General features: G+C 36.5%; 21 protein-coding genes. 15 read left to right on the top strand and 6 right to left on the bottom strand.

Annotated features, from left to right (window positions below; translation table 11 throughout):
* Window positions 1-19 precede the first annotated feature (19 nt).
* A complete protein-coding gene (locus tag MMG00_RS04770) occupies window positions 20-859 on the bottom strand; it encodes a DMT family transporter (RefSeq protein WP_242152144.1) in 840 nt (279 codons plus the stop codon).
* A gap of 391 nt (window positions 860-1,250) precedes the next feature.
* Between MMG00_RS04770 and MMG00_RS04765 the strand changes: the two genes are divergently transcribed.
* The 3 genes from MMG00_RS04765 (at window position 1,251) to MMG00_RS04755 (ending at window position 3,107) form a co-directional block, all read left to right on the top strand.
* Window positions 1,251-2,018 carry a transferase gene (locus MMG00_RS04765; RefSeq protein ID WP_242152141.1) on the top strand — a complete coding sequence of 256 codons (768 nt, stop codon included), beginning with the start codon at window positions 1,251-1,253 and terminating at the stop codon, window positions 2,016-2,018.
* Window positions 2,019-2,038: 20 nt separating this feature from the next.
* The gene (locus MMG00_RS04760; protein ID WP_242152138.1) at window positions 2,039-2,821 is read left to right on the top strand and encodes an aminoglycoside adenylyltransferase domain-containing protein; all 783 of its coding nucleotides are present in this window, start codon (window positions 2,039-2,041) and stop codon (window positions 2,819-2,821) included.
* Between the two features lie 76 nt (window positions 2,822-2,897).
* Entirely contained in the window at window positions 2,898-3,107 is a 210-nt protein-coding gene (locus tag MMG00_RS04755; protein WP_242152134.1) for a putative hemolysin, read from the top strand.
* A gap of 331 nt (window positions 3,108-3,438) precedes the next feature.
* Here MMG00_RS04755 and MMG00_RS04750 read toward each other — a convergent pair whose 3' ends face one another.
* Window positions 3,439-4,539 carry an NAD(P)/FAD-dependent oxidoreductase gene (locus tag MMG00_RS04750; RefSeq protein ID WP_242152131.1) on the bottom strand — a complete coding sequence of 367 codons (1,101 nt, stop codon included), beginning with the start codon at window positions 4,537-4,539 and terminating at the stop codon, window positions 3,439-3,441.
* A 184-nt stretch (window positions 4,540-4,723) separates the two neighbouring features.
* Between MMG00_RS04750 and MMG00_RS04745 the strand changes: the two genes are divergently transcribed.
* The 6 genes from MMG00_RS04745 (at window position 4,724) to MMG00_RS04720 (ending at window position 8,642) form a co-directional block, all read left to right on the top strand.
* Window positions 4,724-5,191 (top strand): hypothetical protein, encoded by a 468-nt coding sequence (locus MMG00_RS04745; RefSeq protein ID WP_242152128.1) that lies wholly within the window; start codon window positions 4,724-4,726, stop codon window positions 5,189-5,191.
* A gap of 247 nt (window positions 5,192-5,438) precedes the next feature.
* Complete coding sequence (locus tag MMG00_RS04740) at window positions 5,439-5,846, top strand: RidA family protein (RefSeq protein WP_242152125.1); 408 nt, start codon at window positions 5,439-5,441, stop codon at window positions 5,844-5,846.
* Between the two features lie 145 nt (window positions 5,847-5,991).
* Window positions 5,992-6,522: a chloramphenicol acetyltransferase gene (locus MMG00_RS04735; RefSeq protein WP_242152123.1), complete on the top strand. Its 531-nt coding sequence runs from the start codon at window positions 5,992-5,994 to the stop codon at window positions 6,520-6,522.
* Between the two features lie 20 nt (window positions 6,523-6,542).
* Window positions 6,543-7,334 (top strand): HAD-IIA family hydrolase, encoded by a 792-nt coding sequence (locus MMG00_RS04730; protein WP_242152120.1) that lies wholly within the window; start codon window positions 6,543-6,545, stop codon window positions 7,332-7,334.
* Window positions 7,335-7,356: 22 nt separating this feature from the next.
* On the top strand, window positions 7,357-7,755 hold the full coding sequence (gene fos, locus MMG00_RS04725; protein ID WP_242152117.1) for a fosfomycin resistance glutathione transferase: 399 nt from the start codon (window positions 7,357-7,359) through the stop codon (window positions 7,753-7,755).
* A gap of 131 nt (window positions 7,756-7,886) precedes the next feature.
* Window positions 7,887-8,642, top strand: a complete 756-nt coding sequence (locus MMG00_RS04720; RefSeq protein ID WP_242152116.1) for a PI-PLC domain-containing protein — start codon at window positions 7,887-7,889, stop codon at window positions 8,640-8,642.
* A gap of 209 nt (window positions 8,643-8,851) precedes the next feature.
* Here the strand turns inward: MMG00_RS04720 and MMG00_RS04715 are convergent, their stop codons facing one another.
* Window positions 8,852-9,655, bottom strand: coding sequence for an integrase core domain-containing protein (locus MMG00_RS04715; RefSeq protein ID WP_242153261.1), 804 nt, complete (start codon window positions 9,653-9,655; stop codon window positions 8,852-8,854).
* A gap of 61 nt (window positions 9,656-9,716) precedes the next feature.
* On the opposite strand from MMG00_RS04715, the gene MMG00_RS04710 reads away from it, so the two are divergent.
* Both MMG00_RS04710 and MMG00_RS04705 read left to right on the top strand, forming a co-directional pair.
* Window positions 9,717-10,622: a methylated-DNA--[protein]-cysteine S-methyltransferase gene (locus MMG00_RS04710; protein ID WP_242152113.1), complete on the top strand. Its 906-nt coding sequence runs from the start codon at window positions 9,717-9,719 to the stop codon at window positions 10,620-10,622.
* A complete protein-coding gene (locus tag MMG00_RS04705) occupies window positions 10,622-11,230 on the top strand; it encodes an alpha-ketoglutarate-dependent dioxygenase AlkB family protein (RefSeq protein WP_242152111.1) in 609 nt (202 codons plus the stop codon). The genes MMG00_RS04710 and MMG00_RS04705 overlap by 1 nt, the downstream gene beginning before the upstream one ends.
* Window positions 11,231-11,272: 42 nt before the next feature.
* On the opposite strand, the gene MMG00_RS04700 is transcribed toward MMG00_RS04705, so the two are convergent.
* On the bottom strand, window positions 11,273-11,593 hold the full coding sequence (locus MMG00_RS04700; protein ID WP_242152107.1) for a winged helix-turn-helix transcriptional regulator: 321 nt from the start codon (window positions 11,591-11,593) through the stop codon (window positions 11,273-11,275).
* Between the two features lie 180 nt (window positions 11,594-11,773).
* Between MMG00_RS04700 and MMG00_RS04695 the strand changes: the two genes are divergently transcribed.
* Window positions 11,774-12,412, top strand: coding sequence for an NAD(P)-dependent oxidoreductase (locus MMG00_RS04695; RefSeq protein ID WP_242152103.1), 639 nt, complete (start codon window positions 11,774-11,776; stop codon window positions 12,410-12,412).
* Between the two features lie 304 nt (window positions 12,413-12,716).
* Entirely contained in the window at window positions 12,717-14,438 is a 1,722-nt protein-coding gene (locus MMG00_RS04690; protein WP_242152100.1) for a DKNYY domain-containing protein, read from the top strand.
* A 117-nt stretch (window positions 14,439-14,555) separates the two neighbouring features.
* On the opposite strand, the gene MMG00_RS04685 is transcribed toward MMG00_RS04690, so the two are convergent.
* Both MMG00_RS04685 and MMG00_RS04680 read right to left on the bottom strand, forming a co-directional pair.
* A complete protein-coding gene (locus tag MMG00_RS04685) occupies window positions 14,556-15,977 on the bottom strand; it encodes an amidase (RefSeq protein ID WP_242152098.1) in 1,422 nt (473 codons plus the stop codon).
* A 20-nt stretch (window positions 15,978-15,997) separates the two neighbouring features.
* Window positions 15,998-17,275 carry an MFS transporter gene (locus tag MMG00_RS04680; protein ID WP_270049358.1) on the bottom strand — a complete coding sequence of 426 codons (1,278 nt, stop codon included), beginning with the start codon at window positions 17,273-17,275 and terminating at the stop codon, window positions 15,998-16,000.
* A 91-nt stretch (window positions 17,276-17,366) separates the two neighbouring features.
* On the opposite strand from MMG00_RS04680, the gene MMG00_RS04675 reads away from it, so the two are divergent.
* Complete coding sequence (locus MMG00_RS04675; RefSeq protein ID WP_242152092.1) at window positions 17,367-18,269, top strand: Lrp/AsnC family transcriptional regulator; 903 nt, start codon at window positions 17,367-17,369, stop codon at window positions 18,267-18,269.
* 374 nt (window positions 18,270-18,643) lie between these two features.
* Window positions 18,644-19,018: a hemerythrin HHE cation-binding protein gene (locus MMG00_RS04670; protein ID WP_242152088.1), complete on the top strand. Its 375-nt coding sequence runs from the start codon at window positions 18,644-18,646 to the stop codon at window positions 19,016-19,018.
* The last annotated feature ends 19 nt before the right edge of the window (window positions 19,019-19,037 follow it).

Below are 19,037 nucleotides of genomic sequence, written 5' to 3'. Positions count from 1 at the left end.
AAAGGTCTAATAGGTTTTATTAAGTCACTAAACGTAAGACAATTGCACCGCTTAAGATTAAGCATGCAGAGTAAATTCTAGTGGTATTTGTTTTCTCCTTTAAAATAAAGATGGCAATTATAATCACAAATAAAATAGAGGTTTCTCGAAGTGCTGAAACAAGATAGATTGGCGCATACTGCATAGACCAGAGAATAATACCGTAACTTAAAGATGAGCCGATGGCAGCAATGAGGCCTTTTTGCCAATTTTGTAGAAAGAAAGGGATAAATTGAGGGCGATATTGCAGTAGTGCAAAGAGGGCAATGAGAAGTGTAGAAGAGAAAAAGAGCCAAATAGAGTAACCAATAGCATCACCAGATGCTCTAACACCAATCCCATCAATAATGGTATATGTCGCAATAATACCAGCATTAAAAAGGGATAATAAAACGCCAAAGGCCGTTGCCGATTTTAAGCTATGATAACCCAACCATAAAATGCCGGTAACAATTAGTAAGATACCAAGCCAGCTTAAAGGAAGGATCTTTTCTCCCCAGATGACGCTTGAAAAAAGCGCCACAAGTAGTGGCGCTGAGCCCCGCATAATGGGATAGCTGAGCCCTATATCTGTAATTTTATAGGTTTGGGCTAAAAGCATATAGTAGATAATCTGCATCGCAACAGAGATTAAAAAATAAGGCAGACTCTCTCGGTTTGGAAAGTTAACAAAGGGGAGTAACAGCAATGTTAATCCAGCTGTCATCGCCGATAAGGTTGCGGTAAGCATGAATTTATCGCTGCTACCTTTAATTAAGCTATTCCAGGCGGCGTGAATTAGCGCGGCGATAATGATAAGAATAAAGATAGAAAGGGGCATTAATTCTTACTCTAAAAGTTATGGGATAAGTGGATTAGGGCTTATAAATCAATCAAGCTCTCTAATAAAGCTCCATTATCATAAAAGCCTAATATCTCAAGATGATCTCATGGATAGATAATTTAAGGGGGATAGATAATTGATGGTTTTTTTTTATTGAAGTTTTAACTTTAAGAGAAGCTATAAGAGATTGAAAATTAGATTTAATAACATGGATGACGCAAATATCTAATGAGTGAAAGTGAATTTAAAAATAAGAAAGAGATTCAAATAGCCCATTTTTACAAACGATAAAGCAGCATTTTTTATAAAAAATCATTAAGTGTTCCCCTTAAACTCTATAAAAATTCATGCTAGTATCATTTTACGATCCCCAAATAGACCCACGACTATGAAAGACCCCATTAAGATTGTCAGTTTTGTTGAGCGCATTGATTTATTGCCGGCAATTGATGAGATGATTATGCAACATTGGCCAAAGTTCATGATGCAAGCATCCGTGGATGATAGTTATTGGGAACGCCTATATCAACCTCCCTTTGCAGAGTATCAGTTTGTTGCAATTACCGGCGAAGGTGATGACGAGCGTGTTGTTGGATTGATTAATTCTGTGGCATTACCGTGGGATGATGGCTTACAAGATCTCCCTGATCACGGTTGGGATGAGATGTTTACTTTAGCAATGGATAGTGATCAAAATAACTTACCATGTAATCTTATTTCAGCTTTATCAGTCACGGTGATTACAGAGTATCGAGGGTATAAGATCCCTCAGCTGTTAATTAGTCATTTAAAATCTTATGCAAAAAATAAAAAGTATCTCGGCATTGTGGTTCCTGTAAGACCAACAATGAAGCACCTTTACCCTATTCAATATTTTCGAGATTATATTACTTGGAAAAATGAGCGCGGAGAGCCCTTTGATCCTTGGATTAGAACTCATTGGCGATTAGGTGCTAAATTTGTCAAAATTGCGCCGGCATCTATGACAATCACCGGAACAATAGATGAGTGGGAAAGTTGGACAGGCTTAAAATTCCCCCAAAGTGGTAAATATGCAATTACGTCAGGTTTAGTGCCCCTTAAAATAGATGTGGCAAAGAACCGCGGAGATTATATTGAACCTAATCTTTGGATGTTCCATGCTGTGACAGCATAAAGTTTTAATAGGGATCTTTGATGTTAAATGATTTAATAAATTCTCCAAAAGTTCAACATCTGCTTGCCCGCTTACAAGTATTATTAGGAAATAATATACAAGCAAGCTATATACATGGCTCAGCGGTAACAAGTGGTTTAGCTCCTAATAGTGATATTGATCTTTTCGTTATTGTTAAAAATACATTAGATGATCAGACTAGAAAATCTCTGATTACAGCATTTTTATCATTATCAGGAGAGATGGGTAATCTAGAAGGAAAAAGAGCTTTAGAAATTATTATCTTTACATTAGATGCAGTTTTTGAGCAAACCTCGCCAGTTACTTGTGATTTTATTTATGGAGAATGGTTGCGTGAGGAATTTTTAAAAGGAGAAATATCACAGCCTTTTCAAGATTTTGAGATGACTTTGTTATTAGCTCAAATAGCAGAAGAGGCACAGTTACTTCAAGGGATTGATTATATGAAGGATACTCCGAAAATACCCCTTAAAAATATTATTAAAGCTATTAAAAAACTTGCTCCAACTTTAATAGAACAACGATTGGTAGATACTCGAAATGTCTTGCTAACCTTAGCAAGGATGGTGAGAACTTGTGAAATACATGATTTTATCTCGAAAAAAGAGGCTGCTGATTATGTCATACCAAGACTTTCTTCTAGGGCAAGCGCTATCATGATGCTGGCAAAAGAGGAATATCTTACAGGTGAACGAATCTTATGGGAAAAGTGGCAGCAAGATATTTTACTAACGACGAATGAATTATATTCGATTATAGAAAGTGTTGATTTAACGCCATAGTAAATATTATGAGTTATTGGGGGAAGGATTTAGTATACTGATTAATAACAGCTTTTTTATTGCAAAAGGAGTTTTTATGCGTTTACTATTTATTTTATCTCTAAGTCCTCTGCTTTTTGCCTGTAATGCCCATCAATCATCAAAATTAGATATGGCAAATCCTGCGAGTGTTTATTGTGAAAGTATTGGTGGAGAATTAACCTTTAAGGATCAAACGGGTTACTGTCATTTTTCTGATGGCAAGGTCATTGAAGAGTGGGAACTCTATAGAAGAGATCACAAATAGTTTTAGGCAGGAAATGATTAATTTAAAGTAGATTAGTCAGTGCAGCCCTTAAAAAGGGCTGATGAGTTAAATAAGAAGCGCATCTCTATGATTTATAGGGATGCTTTCTGTTTTTTATAGTCGACTTGGTTTAAGAAACACTATTTTAAATAGTATTAAGGATACAGAGTATATTCAATTAGTTTGCAGGCCGGATGGAACGGTTCTTGTGCTTTTCATAATGGATGCCGGTAATCTGAATCAGCCTCATTTAAACTGATTTCACTATAAAATGGCCTATTTCGAGCCCACAATTTAAATCAAAGGCGCATCTCAAACCTATTTCACGATGCTATTGCTGAGTTATTTTAAATCTAGAGAGGCGGTAAGGGATTAATGCATCCTCTGTTCTTTTTTCAATAATTTCCGTTGCCGCTAATTGGCTGATTAAGGGCGATAGCGTAACAGCGGCATGCATGGAGATAAGGTAGAGAGATTGATGAGAATCTAAAAATCCAACTATCGGCATCTCATCGCGTGGCATAGGGCGTAAACCTACGGCAACTTTATCAATACTTAGCACTGGTGCTAACGGTGATAGCGCTCTTTCGATCGCCTTTAAGGCATTTTTAGCAATGATCTCAGGGCTATTTTCTGGCGCATCATCAATATAATCCTCCGCAACTAAAAGATGCTGATCATCTATAGCGCGAATTTCCATTTGAGGATTAGAAATAATGTGCTTTGTTAAGCTTGGAAATACTTCATGTTTTAATCGAATAATAATGGCAGGTGAAATGGTGATCGGTAGGTCAATATTAAGCGCGTTTAATAGCATTTTATTATCGACCCCGGCGGTTAAAATCACTTGATCTGCTAAATATTGCGTGTTTGCTGTCGAAATTCCTATCACTTTTCCTGTATCATCTTGTAATAGTGCAGTGACTTCTTGATGGGGCAGATAATTGATGCCTTTTTTAATCGCTGCTTGTAGTAATTGGTTGGTGACCGCAATCGGATCAATAGCGCCTTCATCTACGGCAAAAGCACTAATTTTTGGAGAAGAGTTTAATAGCGGTTCTTTAAGTAAAATAGCTTCTTGAGAGAGCGCTTCGATCTTAAATTTTTGTGCCTGATGCGATTGGATAAATGCTAAAGTCGCCTCATCGCTCTCTTGCCAGCTAATGGCACCTGTCCACTGAATATTTAAATCATGATTTGTTGCTTTATCTAACTCATGCCAGGCATTTAGCGCTTGCGCTCTTAGCTTTTGATAATTATCAGGTCGTCCATAAGAGACATTTAACCACGCAAAAGAGTGTTTTGTGACACCATTTCCGGCGCTATTTTTATCAATGAGTGTAATTTTAGCATTAGACTTTGTTGCTAACTGTAAGGCAAGCATTACGCCGACAATACCGGCACCAATAATAATTATCTCATTTTGTCTCATTATCGTGATTTTCTTTACTTTTTAGCGATAGATAGCTGGGAATAATAGATTTATCAAACCTACTTTACAAGAAAGAAACGTGAAAAGAGATAAGCGAGTTGAAAAGATCTTAATATCGGATAGGATAAATCATTGATAATGATTAATTATTACCTAATATCGATCACTGGAGCCGAGTATTTATATGAAAAAAATCGCCCTTTCTCTTCTTTTAGCCTCGGCATCTCTATTTTCTTATGCCTGTGAATCTAATGCACCTATTGTTGAAGGTTATCAGATAGACTGCCCATTTGATGCAAAAAAAGGAACATTTAAAGAGTATCCACAACCCTCTAAATCTACCGTCATTCATCAGCAAGAGATCAATGACGAGATCTTTGATGTCGTTCGCTTAACGGTAGATAAAGATGGCAATATCTCTGAAATTACTAAAAATGCTATTGTGCAAATGACAACAGATAATGTCATTGAAAAATATGTCGCACTGGAAGTGGATTATTTTAAGCTTAAAGCTGAATTAACAAAACTATATGGTGAACCTATTGAGGGTAAAGAAGTATTACCTTTTCCGCAGGTTGACAAGGAATGCCGGTATTTTATTCCTATGCAAAATTTGCACATGAGCAATATCAAATTGATTTATATCTTTTAAGTGGAGATTTTGAAAATGGTAAAGGCGGCGCACAGTTTGTATTAGCTTATACAAAGCAAAAATAGATTATCTATTTTTTTAGTTAAATTTACCGATTGCAGATCTGCTAAATTTTCCTCTCAATTACTGTGTTATTAACGCGCCACGATTGCTATTAAACACTTTTGAGCGTTAATCGCTTTATAAAGATGTGCTTTATAGATAAGATTATCGTCCTATTCATAGAAGCACAAAAGAGGTTTTATAGATGCATACTTTAATTAATCCAAAATCCGTATTTAACAGCTTGCAATATGGTTTCAGCCAAGCAGTATTGACAGATGGCGCTAAACAGCTCTTTTTATCAGGGCAAGTTGCCACAGATAAAGACCAAAATACAATTGCAACGGGAATGGGGAATCAAACCCGTGTTTGTCTTGAAAATATTGAAAAAGTATTACAAGCTGCGGGTTCCTGTAAGGCGCATGTGGCGATGTTAAGAATTTACATCAAAGAGAGTGCAAATACTCAAGAGGCTCAAAACGAGATTGCTGAAGAACTTCGCACTTTTTTTGGGGAGCAATCACCGGCATCATCATGGGTTGTTGTCACAGGATTAGCATTGCCAGAGTGGCTGATTGAGATTGAAGCGCAAGCAGTAATTCCAAATCAATAAGATCGCTGTAAACTTTATAGAGTATTAATAGTATTGAAGTAACGTTTGATAAATTGTAATAGAGAGGAGGCACCATGTTTGTACAAAAAGCAGTGGATTCATCCCTTTTAAAATAATTTTTTCTAAATTTTAAAAGGGATATTTAATGAGTAAAACAATAATTGATATTAATAATTGGAACCGCCGTGAGCATTTCCACGCCTTTAGAGCAATAGAATGCAGTTTTAGCGTGACGGTCAATATAGATGTAACCCATGCTTTAAGCATATTTAAACAAAAGCATTATAAGTTTTATCCTGCCATGATCTATCTGATCACAAGTGCAGTGAATCAATCGCCGGCTCTTAAAATGAGTATGCAAGATGAAACTTTAGTAAAGTGGGATATTGTTCACCCATCCTATACAATTTTTCATCCTGAAAGTGAGACTTTTTCAGCTCTTTGGACATACTTTGATATTTCCTGCCTACCATGGACCAGTTTTACAGGATTTACCTTAAACTTTCCAAAGGTTCAAGATCACTTTAAACCGATTATCACAATGGGAAAATATCAAACACAATCAGGAAAAACGATATTACCACTAGCGATACAGGTTCATCATGCGGTATGTGATGGTTTTCATGTGGCAAAGTTTATCGAAGCTTTGCAACAATTGTGTGATGAATTCTTATAAAAACTAAGGGAGAGGGCGGGATGTTAACTCAAGTTGAATTTAAGTCATTATTAAACCAGAAAAAAGGTCTTATCTTTGATATTGAAGGAACTTTAACAAATGATGGAAGACTCATTTCTGGGGCTTTAGAAGTCATTTCAAAACTTCGTGAAAGAGGCTATCAACTTCGATTTTTAACCAATATGACCGGAAAATTGCCCGAAGCTTTAAAGACTTGGCTAATGGATTTAGGATTAAATGTGGAGACCCATGAGATCCTGACTTCTGTTACAACGGCGCTGACTTATCTATCAAAAGAGAGATCAGCAGAATATGGCTTTTTTGCAATACCTGAGAGCATAAAGCCCGCCTTTTCCCAATTAAAGATGGATGATATCTCTCCTGATTATGTCGTGATTGGAGATTTAGAGTCTGGATTTACACAAGATTTATTAGATCAAATTTTGCAATATCTTTTAGCAGGTGCCGACTTAATCTCTTTTCATAAAAACCTCTATTTCATGAGAGGACAAAAATGGCATATTGATAGCGGGATCTACATACAAGCTTTTGAGAAAATTACAGGTAAAGAGGCTTTAGTAACAGGAAAACCTTCGGAAATGATTTTCAAACAAGCTTGTATTTCTATGGGGTTAACTCAAGAGGAGGTCATGATTATTGGAGATGATCTTCTTACGGACATTGAAGGTGCAAAGAGGTTAGGATTATTTTCATTATTAGTCGGTAGTGGAAAATTTAAAAAAGAATCTGATATCCCTCAGTCTGTTGGTTTCTATCTTAACTCGGTGTCTACGCTCCTATCATATTTATAGACACAGATCTAAAGGGGGATTGATGTTACAAGGATTTAATCACCTCACTCTTGCGGTGAGTAATGTAGAAATTAGCTTTAAATTTTACCGTGATTTTTTAGGCTTCAAACCAGAAGCTATTTGGGATCATGGCGCTTATCTCTCTTTAGGTGACTTATGGCTCTGTTTATCTTTAGATAATGTGCGGCAGGAAAAAGATTATACGCATTATGCATTTTCTATAGCAGAAGCAAATTTTCCTCTCTTTCACCAAAAGCTAAAAACTGCCGGCATTTTAGAGTGGAAGGAGAATAAGAGTGAGGGAGAATCGATCTATTTTTTAGATCCCGATGGGCATCAATTAGAGGTCCATTGTGGTAATTTGCAAACCCGGCTGAAATCATCTTTCAAAGATCCCTATCCTAATATGATTTTCTTTTAAGTATGATCAGATTCATAATCGCTACTAGAAGATGTTTTCTTTAGTGTGTCATTTATTTGTAATACTTTCTTTGTATATTTCTTTCACACGTTGTTCATTTATTCACATTGATACAAATTTGAAGGTTCTATATGAAAAAGCTTACTTTAATTTTATGTGGTTTATTAGCGCTTAATGGTGTTGGCAATGCCACGCCAATCTTAGCATCACCGATGATTCACTCCCATAATGATTACAAACAAGCCATCCCTTTTTGGTACGCTTACGGCAGTAATGCCAAATCGATCGAAGTAGATTTAGTGATTGATAATAATGCCCTTTATATCTCCCACGGTGATGATATCATCGACTCTAAGAGAACGATGGAGTCTCTATATTTAAAGCCTTTAAAAGAAGCTGTTGATCTTAATCTTGGCTCTACTAATAATCTGCATTTTTTAGTGGATATGAAATCAGATGCTGCGCAGTCTTTAGCGTTACTACTTCCGATATTACAAGCTTATGAAGAGACAATAAACAAAAGCGGGGTGAAATTTGTGATCTCCGGCAATCGAACACCTTTAGAAGATTATCTTAGTTTACCAAGTTATATTATGATGGATTATCAATCTTTAGAACCCGTTGAAAATAGCGCTGCGTGGGATAAAGTGAGTATGATTAGTTTAGCATTTAAACCTTACTCTTCATGGAATGGTGAAGGGGAGATTCCTTTGGAAGATCAAGAGAGAATTAAACAGGTTGTAGAAACCGCTCATCAAATGAATAAACCCTTTCGCTTTTGGGGAACACCAGATACAGAAAATGCTTGGCAACAGCTTTGGGCGCTTGGTGTCGATATCATTAATACGGATCAGCCAGATAGTGTTAACCGTTATTTAGGGCAATAATAGATTTTAATCTGCTCTAATCTAATTTCAGCGTGAAAACTAAGAGCTGATCTAGTTTAAGAGAATTGAATAACCGCTTTCTTCTAATCAATCTCTCTTAGTTTTACGCAAGAATCAGATTTTTTTGCCTAGATATCTCTGTTACGATAATCATTAACTTCCTCAAACTATTGAGATCATTGATAAGATGTTAGAAATCGGCGGGTTGTTTACACTTCAGTGTTAAAATAATTTTCTAAAACTTCATAAGGCGTTAAACCATTAATACCCTTATGAGGTTTTACTGTGTTGTAATAGTTCAAAAATCGTTTTAGCTTCTTTTTCCGATCATCTGAACTGATAAACTCTTCCTGATTATGCCACATTTCCATGAGTGTTCGAATGACTCTTTCTGCTTTTCCATTCGTTTGAGGGCAAGCTGGCTTTGTAAACTTTTGATTAATCTTATGTGTTAGACACATTTCGACAAAGGCATGTTCTGATGTACCTTTATACTCACGACCATTATCCGAATAGGTGCATTCTACAGTATAGGGACACTGTTCTAACAGATCCCATCGAAGAAATTCAGCAGCACTAAACTGTGATTTATCAGGATAAATACCGGCATAAAGTTCTCTTGAAAAATCATCAATTCCTACAAATAAATACTCTCTAGTGCGATTTTTAAGATCTCCTTTTAAAAGAGGGAGCCGTTTAGTATCCACATGGACCATCTCGCCAGGATAGTTTTTGTTATAACGTTTAGCCCTCTTTTTAAGTTTCTCTTCAATAGATTTTTCAATCTTTGCAAGACGTTTAATGCCATACTTAATTGTTCTATAACGTTCATTTTTACTAGCTAATGGCACAAACAAGTTCAATCTACCTTGTTTTAGTACTTTATAGATCGTAGGTCTGCTTACCATAAAACGCTCAGCTAGATAGGTTACGGTAAATTTTTCTTGATGATGTAATCGCCAAATCTCTTCTCGATGAAACGGCGTTAATTTTGTTTTTCGATGGATATTCATAACAGTATTTTCTCCTAATACTGTAAACAACGCGATAAAATCCTACAGATAAGAGTAAGATATGAGAGATCAGCAAAATTATGCCCGTATTGCTAAAGCAATTGAATATATTCAAGATAATTTTAAAGCACAGCCCTCGCTTTCGGAGGTGGCTTCCCATGTCCATTTAAGCCCAGCTCATTTTCAAAGACTTTTTACTAATTGGGCAGGGGTGAGTCCTAAGAAATTCTTACAATATATCAGCTTAGAATATGCAAAATCGCTCTTAAAGAGTGATAAGTCCCATGATATATTTGACGCAACATTTGCCACAGGCTTATCAAGCACCAGTCGTTTGCATGATCTCTTTGTCAGTATTGAGGGCATGACTCCATCTGAGTTCCGTCAGGGTGGACAAAATCTTACGATCTATTACCAATTTGTGGAAACGCTGTTTGGCGCGTTATTAATTGCTTCCACCGATAAGGGGATTTGTCATATGGCATTTATTACAGAGAAAGTGCCGGCACTTGAGTATCTAAAGCAGCAATTTCCTAAGGCAACATACAAAGAGCAAGTAACACAGATGCAAAGCCAGGCCTTACAGATTTTTGATCCTGAAAATAAGAATTTATCCAAGATTAAGCTTCATCTTAAAGGGACGGATTTTCAGTTAAAAGTTTGGGAAAGCCTTTTGAAAATCCCCTCAGGAAGTCTAACAACTTATCATTCGATCGCTAAAGAGATTGGAAATGAAAAAGCATCGCGCGCAGTTGGGTCAGCCATTGGGAAAAACCCCATTGCATTTATTATTCCTTGTCACAGGGTAATTCAAACATCAGGTCATCTTGGAGGGTATATGTGGGGATTAACTCGTAAAAATGCCATCATTGGCTGGGAAGGTGCGCAAAAGGAGATACAAACAAAAAACCATGAGACAATAATGCCAGAAAAGATTATTAGACAGAGTTTCAAGGAAAAATGCTAATGCCACTTTTTAAACAGGAAGCAGATTCAAGTATTAACTTACTCCCTTATGATGGCACTGTACAGTTTTATGGCGAGATTTTAACGCCATTAGATGCTGACCGCTATTATGAGGACCTTCTCGAATCTATCGCTTGGCAACATGATGAAGCGATGATTTTCGGAAGACATATCACCACTAAGCGTCAAGTTGCTTGGTATGGTGATCAGGCTTTTTCATATACTTATTCCAAAATCACAAAACAAGCCTTACCGTGGACTGCCTCTTTGCTAGCTTTAAAAGCCCTCGTTGAATCTTATACTGGGGAGATATTTAATTCTTGCCTCTTAAATCTTTACCATGATGGCAATGAAGGAATGGCTTGGCATAGTGATGGGGAAGTTGATTTAAAACCAAATGGTGCAATTGCTTCACTAAGTTTAGGTGCCGAGCGGCGTTTTCTCTTTAAGCATAAGCAAAGCGGGGCTGTGGTTGAAACGATTTTACCCCACGGCAGCTTATTAGTGATGAAAGATGAAACACAAACGCATTGGCTTCATCGATTACCGCCAATGGCGCGAATTAAAACGCCAAGAGTCAATCTCACCTTTAGAACCATTGTTCACTAATCTTAAATACGAATACTATTGCTTATTAATGGGACTAAAACGCTATTTATCAAGCATTTGATAGTTTTCCCCCCAAATTCGCATCGCATCAATAATGGCATGTAAGCTTTGACCTTGAGGAGAGAGTTGATACTCAACTCGTGGTGGAATCTCGGCATAAGCAATGCGTTCAACAATGCCATTTGCCTCTAATGCTCGAAGCTGAGTGGTGAGGACTTTTTGGCTAATCCCTTCTACTGAGCGTTGTAGCTCACCAAAACGTTTTTTTCCTTCTAATAGATCTCGTAAAATTAAAGTCTTCCATTTTCCTTCGATTAATGAGAGGGTTAATGCAACAGGGCAAATTATATTTTGGTCTTTCATTCGATAAAATCTCAATAGTTGCTTAAAGGTACTTACCTTACATTTAGGTGCTTACTTACATAAAGAATAAATTATATATATCATAGTGTCATCGATTATTAAATAGTTAACATGTAGAAGTATTAAAGCAAATAAATGAGTCATTATTGATTGTTATTAACAATAAAGGAGAATAGAGATATGCAAATTGCAATTATTGGAGCTGCAGGAAAAGTTGGAACATTATTAACCGCAGAAGCATTAAAACAGGACTATCGAGTCACCGCAATTGTTCGACATCCTGAAAATTTAGCCAATAGATCGGTAAAGGTGATTGAAAAATCAATTTTTGATTTAACTGTTGAAGATCTTAAGGAATTTGATGTTGTTATCAATGCTTATAAAGCGCCGCAAGGCTCTGAAACAGATCATATTACGAGCACTCAACATTTAATTGACCTATTTCAACAACTCCCTAAAACGCGTCTAATTGTCGTCGGCGGTGCAGGAAGCTTATATGTTGATGATGCTAAAACAACGCGCTTAGTAGATACTCCCGATTTTCCGGAAGCTTATAAACCAACGGCGAGTAATATGGGGAAAGCCTTTGATCTATTAGCCGCAAGTAATATTCAATGGACTTACTTTAGTCCTGCGGCATTTTTTGATGATACAGGCGCTGCAACTGGTCAGTATCGTTTAGGAAAAGATCACTTTTTCACCAATAAAGCAGGTGAGAGTTATATTAGCTACGCAGATTATAGTAAAGCACTTATTGATGAAATTAAGAATCAAGACTTTATTCGCGAGCGTTTTACGGCAGTATCTGAAAAAGCATAAATTCTTTAGAAGGATATAATTTTAAAAGTTAAAGCTTTAGCAAGCTTATCCTTGTTAGAGAGGAATATTGATGAAATAAACCCTAAAAATTCCTTTTTTAAAAAGCACTATTGTAAAACGATAGTGCTTTTATTTTGTGAAGAATTTTTATCCGTCAAAAGAGGAATAAGCGGAGGATCACTTGAGTGAAGTGATAATTATTATTCAGATAATATCGTTAATTGATATTATAGATTATAAGGTGTTATGACAAGTATTAGGGTAATAGGATGCATTTTATATCAATACGATTCTCAAGGCTTATATGCTGATTAAAAAAGGACTCATTCTCTGTTTTCTGAGCTTTATATTTTATGGATGTGATGCTGATATTAATGACCATGAATCGGCAACTTGCCTCTGGTATGAGAATATTAATGGTGAGTTTATAAATGTTAAAACCACGAAATGTGCGGCCCCTATAGCAGGCAGTATTAAAGATGAGTATCAAAAAATTAAGGGCAGTATATATCTTGTTAATAGCAATACTTACTATCAATCATGTGGCTTTTATCAAAGCTGCCAGGTGCAAAAAATTCATTATTTTAGGGTTAGTGATGCGTCTAATTTTACTACGCTTGGGAAAGGCTATGCGATTGTAGGAGAAAAGATTTATTATAAAGGTAGAGAGATTCAAGGGGCTTCCCCCCAAAGTTTTCGGGTAATGAATGATCTTTATTCAAAAGATGATGATCAGGTTTATTATCAGGGAGTCGCGATTTTATTAGCAGATCCGCACTCCTTTGAGCTACTTCCTGAAAACTATAGTAAAGATCAACAACATGTTTATTTTGAGACCAATCTTGTTAAGGGAGCTGATCCTCAAACTTTTGCTCATCAATCATCAGAATTTCAGGGACTAAAATGGCACTTTGATCAAAACAATTTTTACTATTTTGATCAAAAAATTCCAATTGAGTTAGATAAAAATAGTTTTCGCCTTATCACCAATACCGCTTCTAATAGTGCATTATATGCAGATCAACAATATGCGATTTTAATAACAACTTATTATGATCACAATAAATATCCTAAAGATCATGATCAATGCTTAAATTACAATGATTCATATTTTATTGATAATTGTCTTGAAGATCTTACAAAATATCATCGGTTTGTTCAGAGCCAAGATCTCGTGGTGGAGCCTTCTGGTAGTTATAATGTATTAGGAATTCGATATTTAAAAAATATTCAATTACCCTTGAAAAACTTTACAGACTCTGCTTTTTTTGATGCTAATGGATCTTTATTTCATATTGAAAATGGAAGTTTAAAACAACTACCTCATTGGGTAGAGGGGAAGATACATCTTATACCCGTAGAATGTATTCTTCCGGATAATTACTATATTGATTTTGATTGTCCAAATGAAAAAGAGAGACAATTTAATAGGCCTTCTCTCATTTTAGATTTCTTTGAAGATGATACTGCAATTTATGCGATGGCTACAGAAACGTATGATGGTATTATTTATGATATTAAAAAAATTTCGGACAAAACAGTAGAGCCAATCTATCTTTTTTCCCTTAAAGCTAATCATCAATATTTAGCGCAAGGTAATTTACTGAGTACATTTAAGGTTGATTTTGACACTAATAAAATTCAGATAAAGTCTGTTGAAATTGATGGCTCATTACAAGGACTCTTTAGAGGATATTCGACAGACAGAAAGATTATTGATGCAAGTGGAATTATCGATATTGGGTCTTTAGAAAGAAGCTATGCTAAAGCAGACTTTGGGGTTTTAAAATATTCTGATAAATCGCGTAAAGTAAGAGGAGGGAAAGTATATGAAAATGAGGCATATTTCTTTATCTTATTTCCGGAAGATTCTAGTGGGAACTCAAGTTACGTTATTAATAAAGAAAATGGACAAGCGAGGTATCTTTTTAATATTAACCAAAGCGATATTACAGATATCGTGAGTGCAGGGCTTTTAGAAGTTCTAGGTATTGAGAGAAAGGTTGAAATCCAAGAGCCGCAATAAAAATGCATTGATAAAAGAAGATAAAAAAAAGCGCAGCTTGTAATAGCTGCGCAAACAGTACGATACATGATTTCATGTATAGGCTAAAATGGGATGTATTAACTCATTGAAAATATTTTAAGCAATATCAGGCGTCTCTCTAGTATTGCCAAGTGTGCTCTCAATTTTTGTAGCCATGGCTAACAAGGCTCTATCTTGAGCCCTGTGAGCGAGAAGCTGAATTGAAAGCGGCATAAAATCACTATCTAAACCAGAAGGTAGTGTAATTGCTGGGCAATCAATAAAGTTAGCAGGTCTTAAGAAAGCTCCAAGTCCTGTGTGAATAATATCGTCAAAATCAAGTTCTTGTGCGGCTTGATCCATTGCCGGCATTAATAAAACACCATTATTGGGAAATTGTGCTTGAAACAGGCTTTGGCACTCTTCACGATAATCAAGCGCTGCATGATAGGAGTCTTTAGTAATGGTTTTACCATTTAAGATACGATTACGTACCGTGAGCCAAAGCTCGGCATTTGGATCCTCAGCAAGCTCCCCAAAGATCTGGTAAGCTTCATAGGCTAAAATCACAGAGTTATAATCCCCAAGAGATTTAAAGAATTCACTATCATGAGGCGCCCATTCAATGAGTTCATAGCCCGTTGACTCAAGTTGCTTAAGTGTTTTTAACCAGTACGCTTTATAATCAGTATTTACTGGCATTGGCCAAGTTGCTTCCGAGAGCACATAGAGCTTAGGAAGATTGGGTTTATCTTCCTTTTGCATAAAGTTTGTCTGCGCTGTTAAACCAATTTCAGATAAGGTTAATGAATCTTCTAGATCAGGAAAGGTTAAGAGCTCTGTCATTATTGCAGAATCTTGCACCGTTCTTGAAACCACGCCAACGACATCTAGTGTGGGCGATAAAGGCATTGCATTAGCGCGAGAAATCATACCGCTACTTGGTTTAAAACCAACATTATAAGTGTGGGCTGCAGGTGCACGCACAGAGCCACCTGTATCTCCGCCTAAGGCAATAGGACAAAGACCAAGGGCTAAGGCAACACCTGCACCCGCAGACGAACCCCCTGGAGATTTTAGCGTTTCTAACGACCAAGGGTTATGAGCTGTTCCCATTGTAGGATTTTGCCCAGCTAAGCCAAAAGCAAATTCTGTCATGGCTGTTTTGCCTAAAATAGGCATACCTAGTGCTATTAAGCGATCAACAACACGACTATTAGTTTGACTAATACAATCTAACCGAGCTTTAGAGCCATAATGGGCGGTAGAGCCTTTCCATTGAAAGTGCTCTTTCACAGAAATAGGAACCCCATGAAATGGGCTAAGAATAATTCCCGCTGCTAAAAGGCGATCTGCATTTTCGGCAAGCGCTAAAGCCCGCTCTTTAAAAACCGTTGTATAGGCTGAAAATTCGGGATTGTATTTACAGATTCTATTTAAAAAATGTTCCGTCACAGCTTTCGAGGTGATTTCACGTTGTTGAATTTTTTCTGCTAATTCCTGTGCACTTAGATAGTGAAGAGGAGTTTTATAAGTCATTATTTTTTTCCTATAAGATTTTACTTGAGCTTGCTTCCAGCAGTTTCTGGCATTTTCACAAAGGTGATTAGAGAGATAAATGCCGCGAGTAATACGATGAAGTAAAAAATGGATTCCATATGAATACTCTGTAACCAAGTGAGAAGATAGGGCGTTGTGCCGCCTAAAATTGCAACCATTAAGTTATATGGTGTACCAATTCCTACCGCTCTAATATTACTTGGGAACTGCTCTGCCATAATGGCTGGTGCAATAGAGGAATACATCGCATAGAGCGTTAAACCGAACATCTCAATGAGTAAAAGCGTGACAAAAGAATCATTGACAAACTGCATTACAAAGTAGAAGAAAAGAAGGTTTCCTAAAGCAAAGGTAATTAACTGCGGTTTACGACCAATCTTATCGGAGAGATAACCAAAAAGCGGCTGCATAAACATATAAAAGATAATCGCAACGGTATTAGCACCAAAAGCAATTTTAGGATCAGCGCCCCCATGACGAATAGCATAGGTAGGTAAGTACGCCATAAATACGTAAAAAGCATAAGTTGAGAGTGTTGAAAAACCGATAATACGAAGTGTCTCAATAGGATAATCACGAATGAGCGATCTTAAAGGTTGTTTGACGACCTCTTTTTTCTCTACATTGGTATCATCTTCTTTAGCAATGCTTTGACGAATCCAAATACCTACAACGCCACCAATAGCCCCAATGATAAAAGGAATTCTCCAACCCCATGCATTCATATCGGTTTTAGATAGAGTTGTTGTTAAGATCCATCCAAGACCTGAGGCCATTAAGATTCCAAGAGCGGCGCTCATAAATAAGAAACTTGAATAAAAACCGCGCTGTTTATCGGGCGCGATCTCTGTGAGATAGGTAGTTGCAGAAGCATATTCTCCCCCTAATGATAATCCTTGAATTAAACGTGCAAGGACTAAAAGTAGCGGTGCTAAAAGCCCAATACTTTCATAAGTGGGGGTAATCCCAATTAGTAAAGAACCAACTGCCATCATGATAATAGTTAAAGCTAAGGCATTACGGCGTCCAAAACGATCTGAGAAAAGACCAATTAACCAGCCCCCGACAGGACGCATAAAAAAGCCAACAGCAAATACCGCAAAAGTAGCTAAAAGCGCTGCAGTGTCATTACCTGGTGGAAAAAACTGACTACTAAAAAAGATCGCAAATGCAGCGTATATGGTCCAGTCGAACCACTCAATTAAGTTCCCAACGCTACCGGCGAGGATCTTTTTATATTTTATAGGCTCAGTTTTTGAGGAATTTGTTGCTATCATATCCATACTCCTGTTTTTTATTATCGTATTTCCACACAAATTATCATATAAAAGACATAATACAAGATATTTTTTTAGGAAAAAGACATTAATGACAATTAAACTTGATGAAGTTGACTATAAATGTATTGAGGTTTTAAAAAAACAGCCACAAGCAACTTGGCGAGAAGTCTCTGAAAAAGTCGATGTAACCGAGCGTACCGTTGCTCGTAGAATGCAAAAGTTATTAGATGAGAAAATCTTTCGAGTCTTAGGGGAGACAGATCCTTTAATTTTAAAAAAAGGAGGCGTTCACCATGTTTGGATTAAATGTAAATTAGGCATGGTAGAGCAAGTAGCAATAAGCCTTAAAAATATGGCTTGTTGCAAATTAACCTTAAGTCTTACAGGGGCTTATGATCTTTTTGCAGAATTTCACTTTGATAATCGAGAGGAGATGCTGGAATATACTTTTAAAATTATCCCCGCAATTGAAGGCGTTCAAACTTATGATAATAACGCAGTATTAAGGCATTTTAAGCAAGCGAGTAACCGTTCTTATCATCAAGAGAAACAACTCTCAAAAGATGAAACTCGCCTTATTGAACTCTTATTACAAGATGGTCGCTCAAAGATTACTGAGTTATCAGCTGCGCTTAATTTAAGTGCACCGACAGTAAAAGGGATGATCGATCAATTAGTAGAAGAGCGCATTTTAAGCTACAAGCTCGATATTGAACCCATATTAATAGGTTATGCCACAGAGGCAATTGTAGGATTAGAGGTTGCGCCTAGTGAAATGCAATCTGTGATTGATGTTTTACAAGAATCTGTCTTTACACGATGCCTTTTTGGTACAAGTGGTAAATCTCAAGTATTTTGGCATGTGGTACATAATGATAATCATGCCTTATGGAATTTGGTGGGGGAACTTTTAAAAGATTTTAAAGGAATTAATCGTATGAATCTTAATATGGTACTCCATGCCTATAAACGTAGTGGTTATATTCGGTAATCAAACAATAAATTGATACAAACTAAAATGCTTTAAAGCGATATTAGGAACCACTTAAAGTATGCGCCTAAATATAAGAAGTAAAGATAATGTATCTACTATGAAATATCTTGTAATGGCCATTTAATAGCCTATATCTCTAGTTTTTGATGTGGTATTTGGTTTCCTACATTTTTTTACATTAAAGATAAAAATATTACACTTGAATTTAAAATCTTATCATAAGTATAACTATATGAATAGTAAGTGATTTTAAATGATTCTAGAGAGTAACTACTACTAAAGTAGTAGTTAGTTTACTGCTTTTGTATTATTGAGCATTGTTACTTTTTCGAATATTGTAAATAGGTACCTAAATTTTGAAGTTAGTGACTATGAAGAGAGATCCTAGATTAATAGAATTTTCCCGGGAACATCATCTTGCGCTAAAGCTAGGGAGTACGTTAGCCAAGGCTAAAGACCTTGAAGCAGGGAATGCTGCCGTTGATGAGTATCGGACATTTTTACTAGCACACTTCTTAGAAGAAGAGCGTGATCTTTTAGAGATTATTAAAAAAATTGGTAATGACGCTGTTGGGGAACAGTTTTTACAAGATCACAAAGTGCTACGCGAATTCTTACAACAAAAGAATCTCTCTTTAGAGGCACTACAGGAATTTGGGAAACAATTAATAGCTCATACTCGCTTTGAAGAGCGTGAGCTATTTACTTTAATTCAGGAATTTTGGGATCAAAGCGACGAGATCTAATGGCGCTTATCTCAAAATT

This window comes from Ignatzschineria rhizosphaerae (assembly GCF_022655595.1).
GTDB lineage: Bacteria > Pseudomonadota > Gammaproteobacteria > Cardiobacteriales > Wohlfahrtiimonadaceae > Ignatzschineria > Ignatzschineria rhizosphaerae.
Note: the sequence above shows the minus strand (reverse complement) of the source record. Positions and strands in the feature narration are given on the sequence as shown.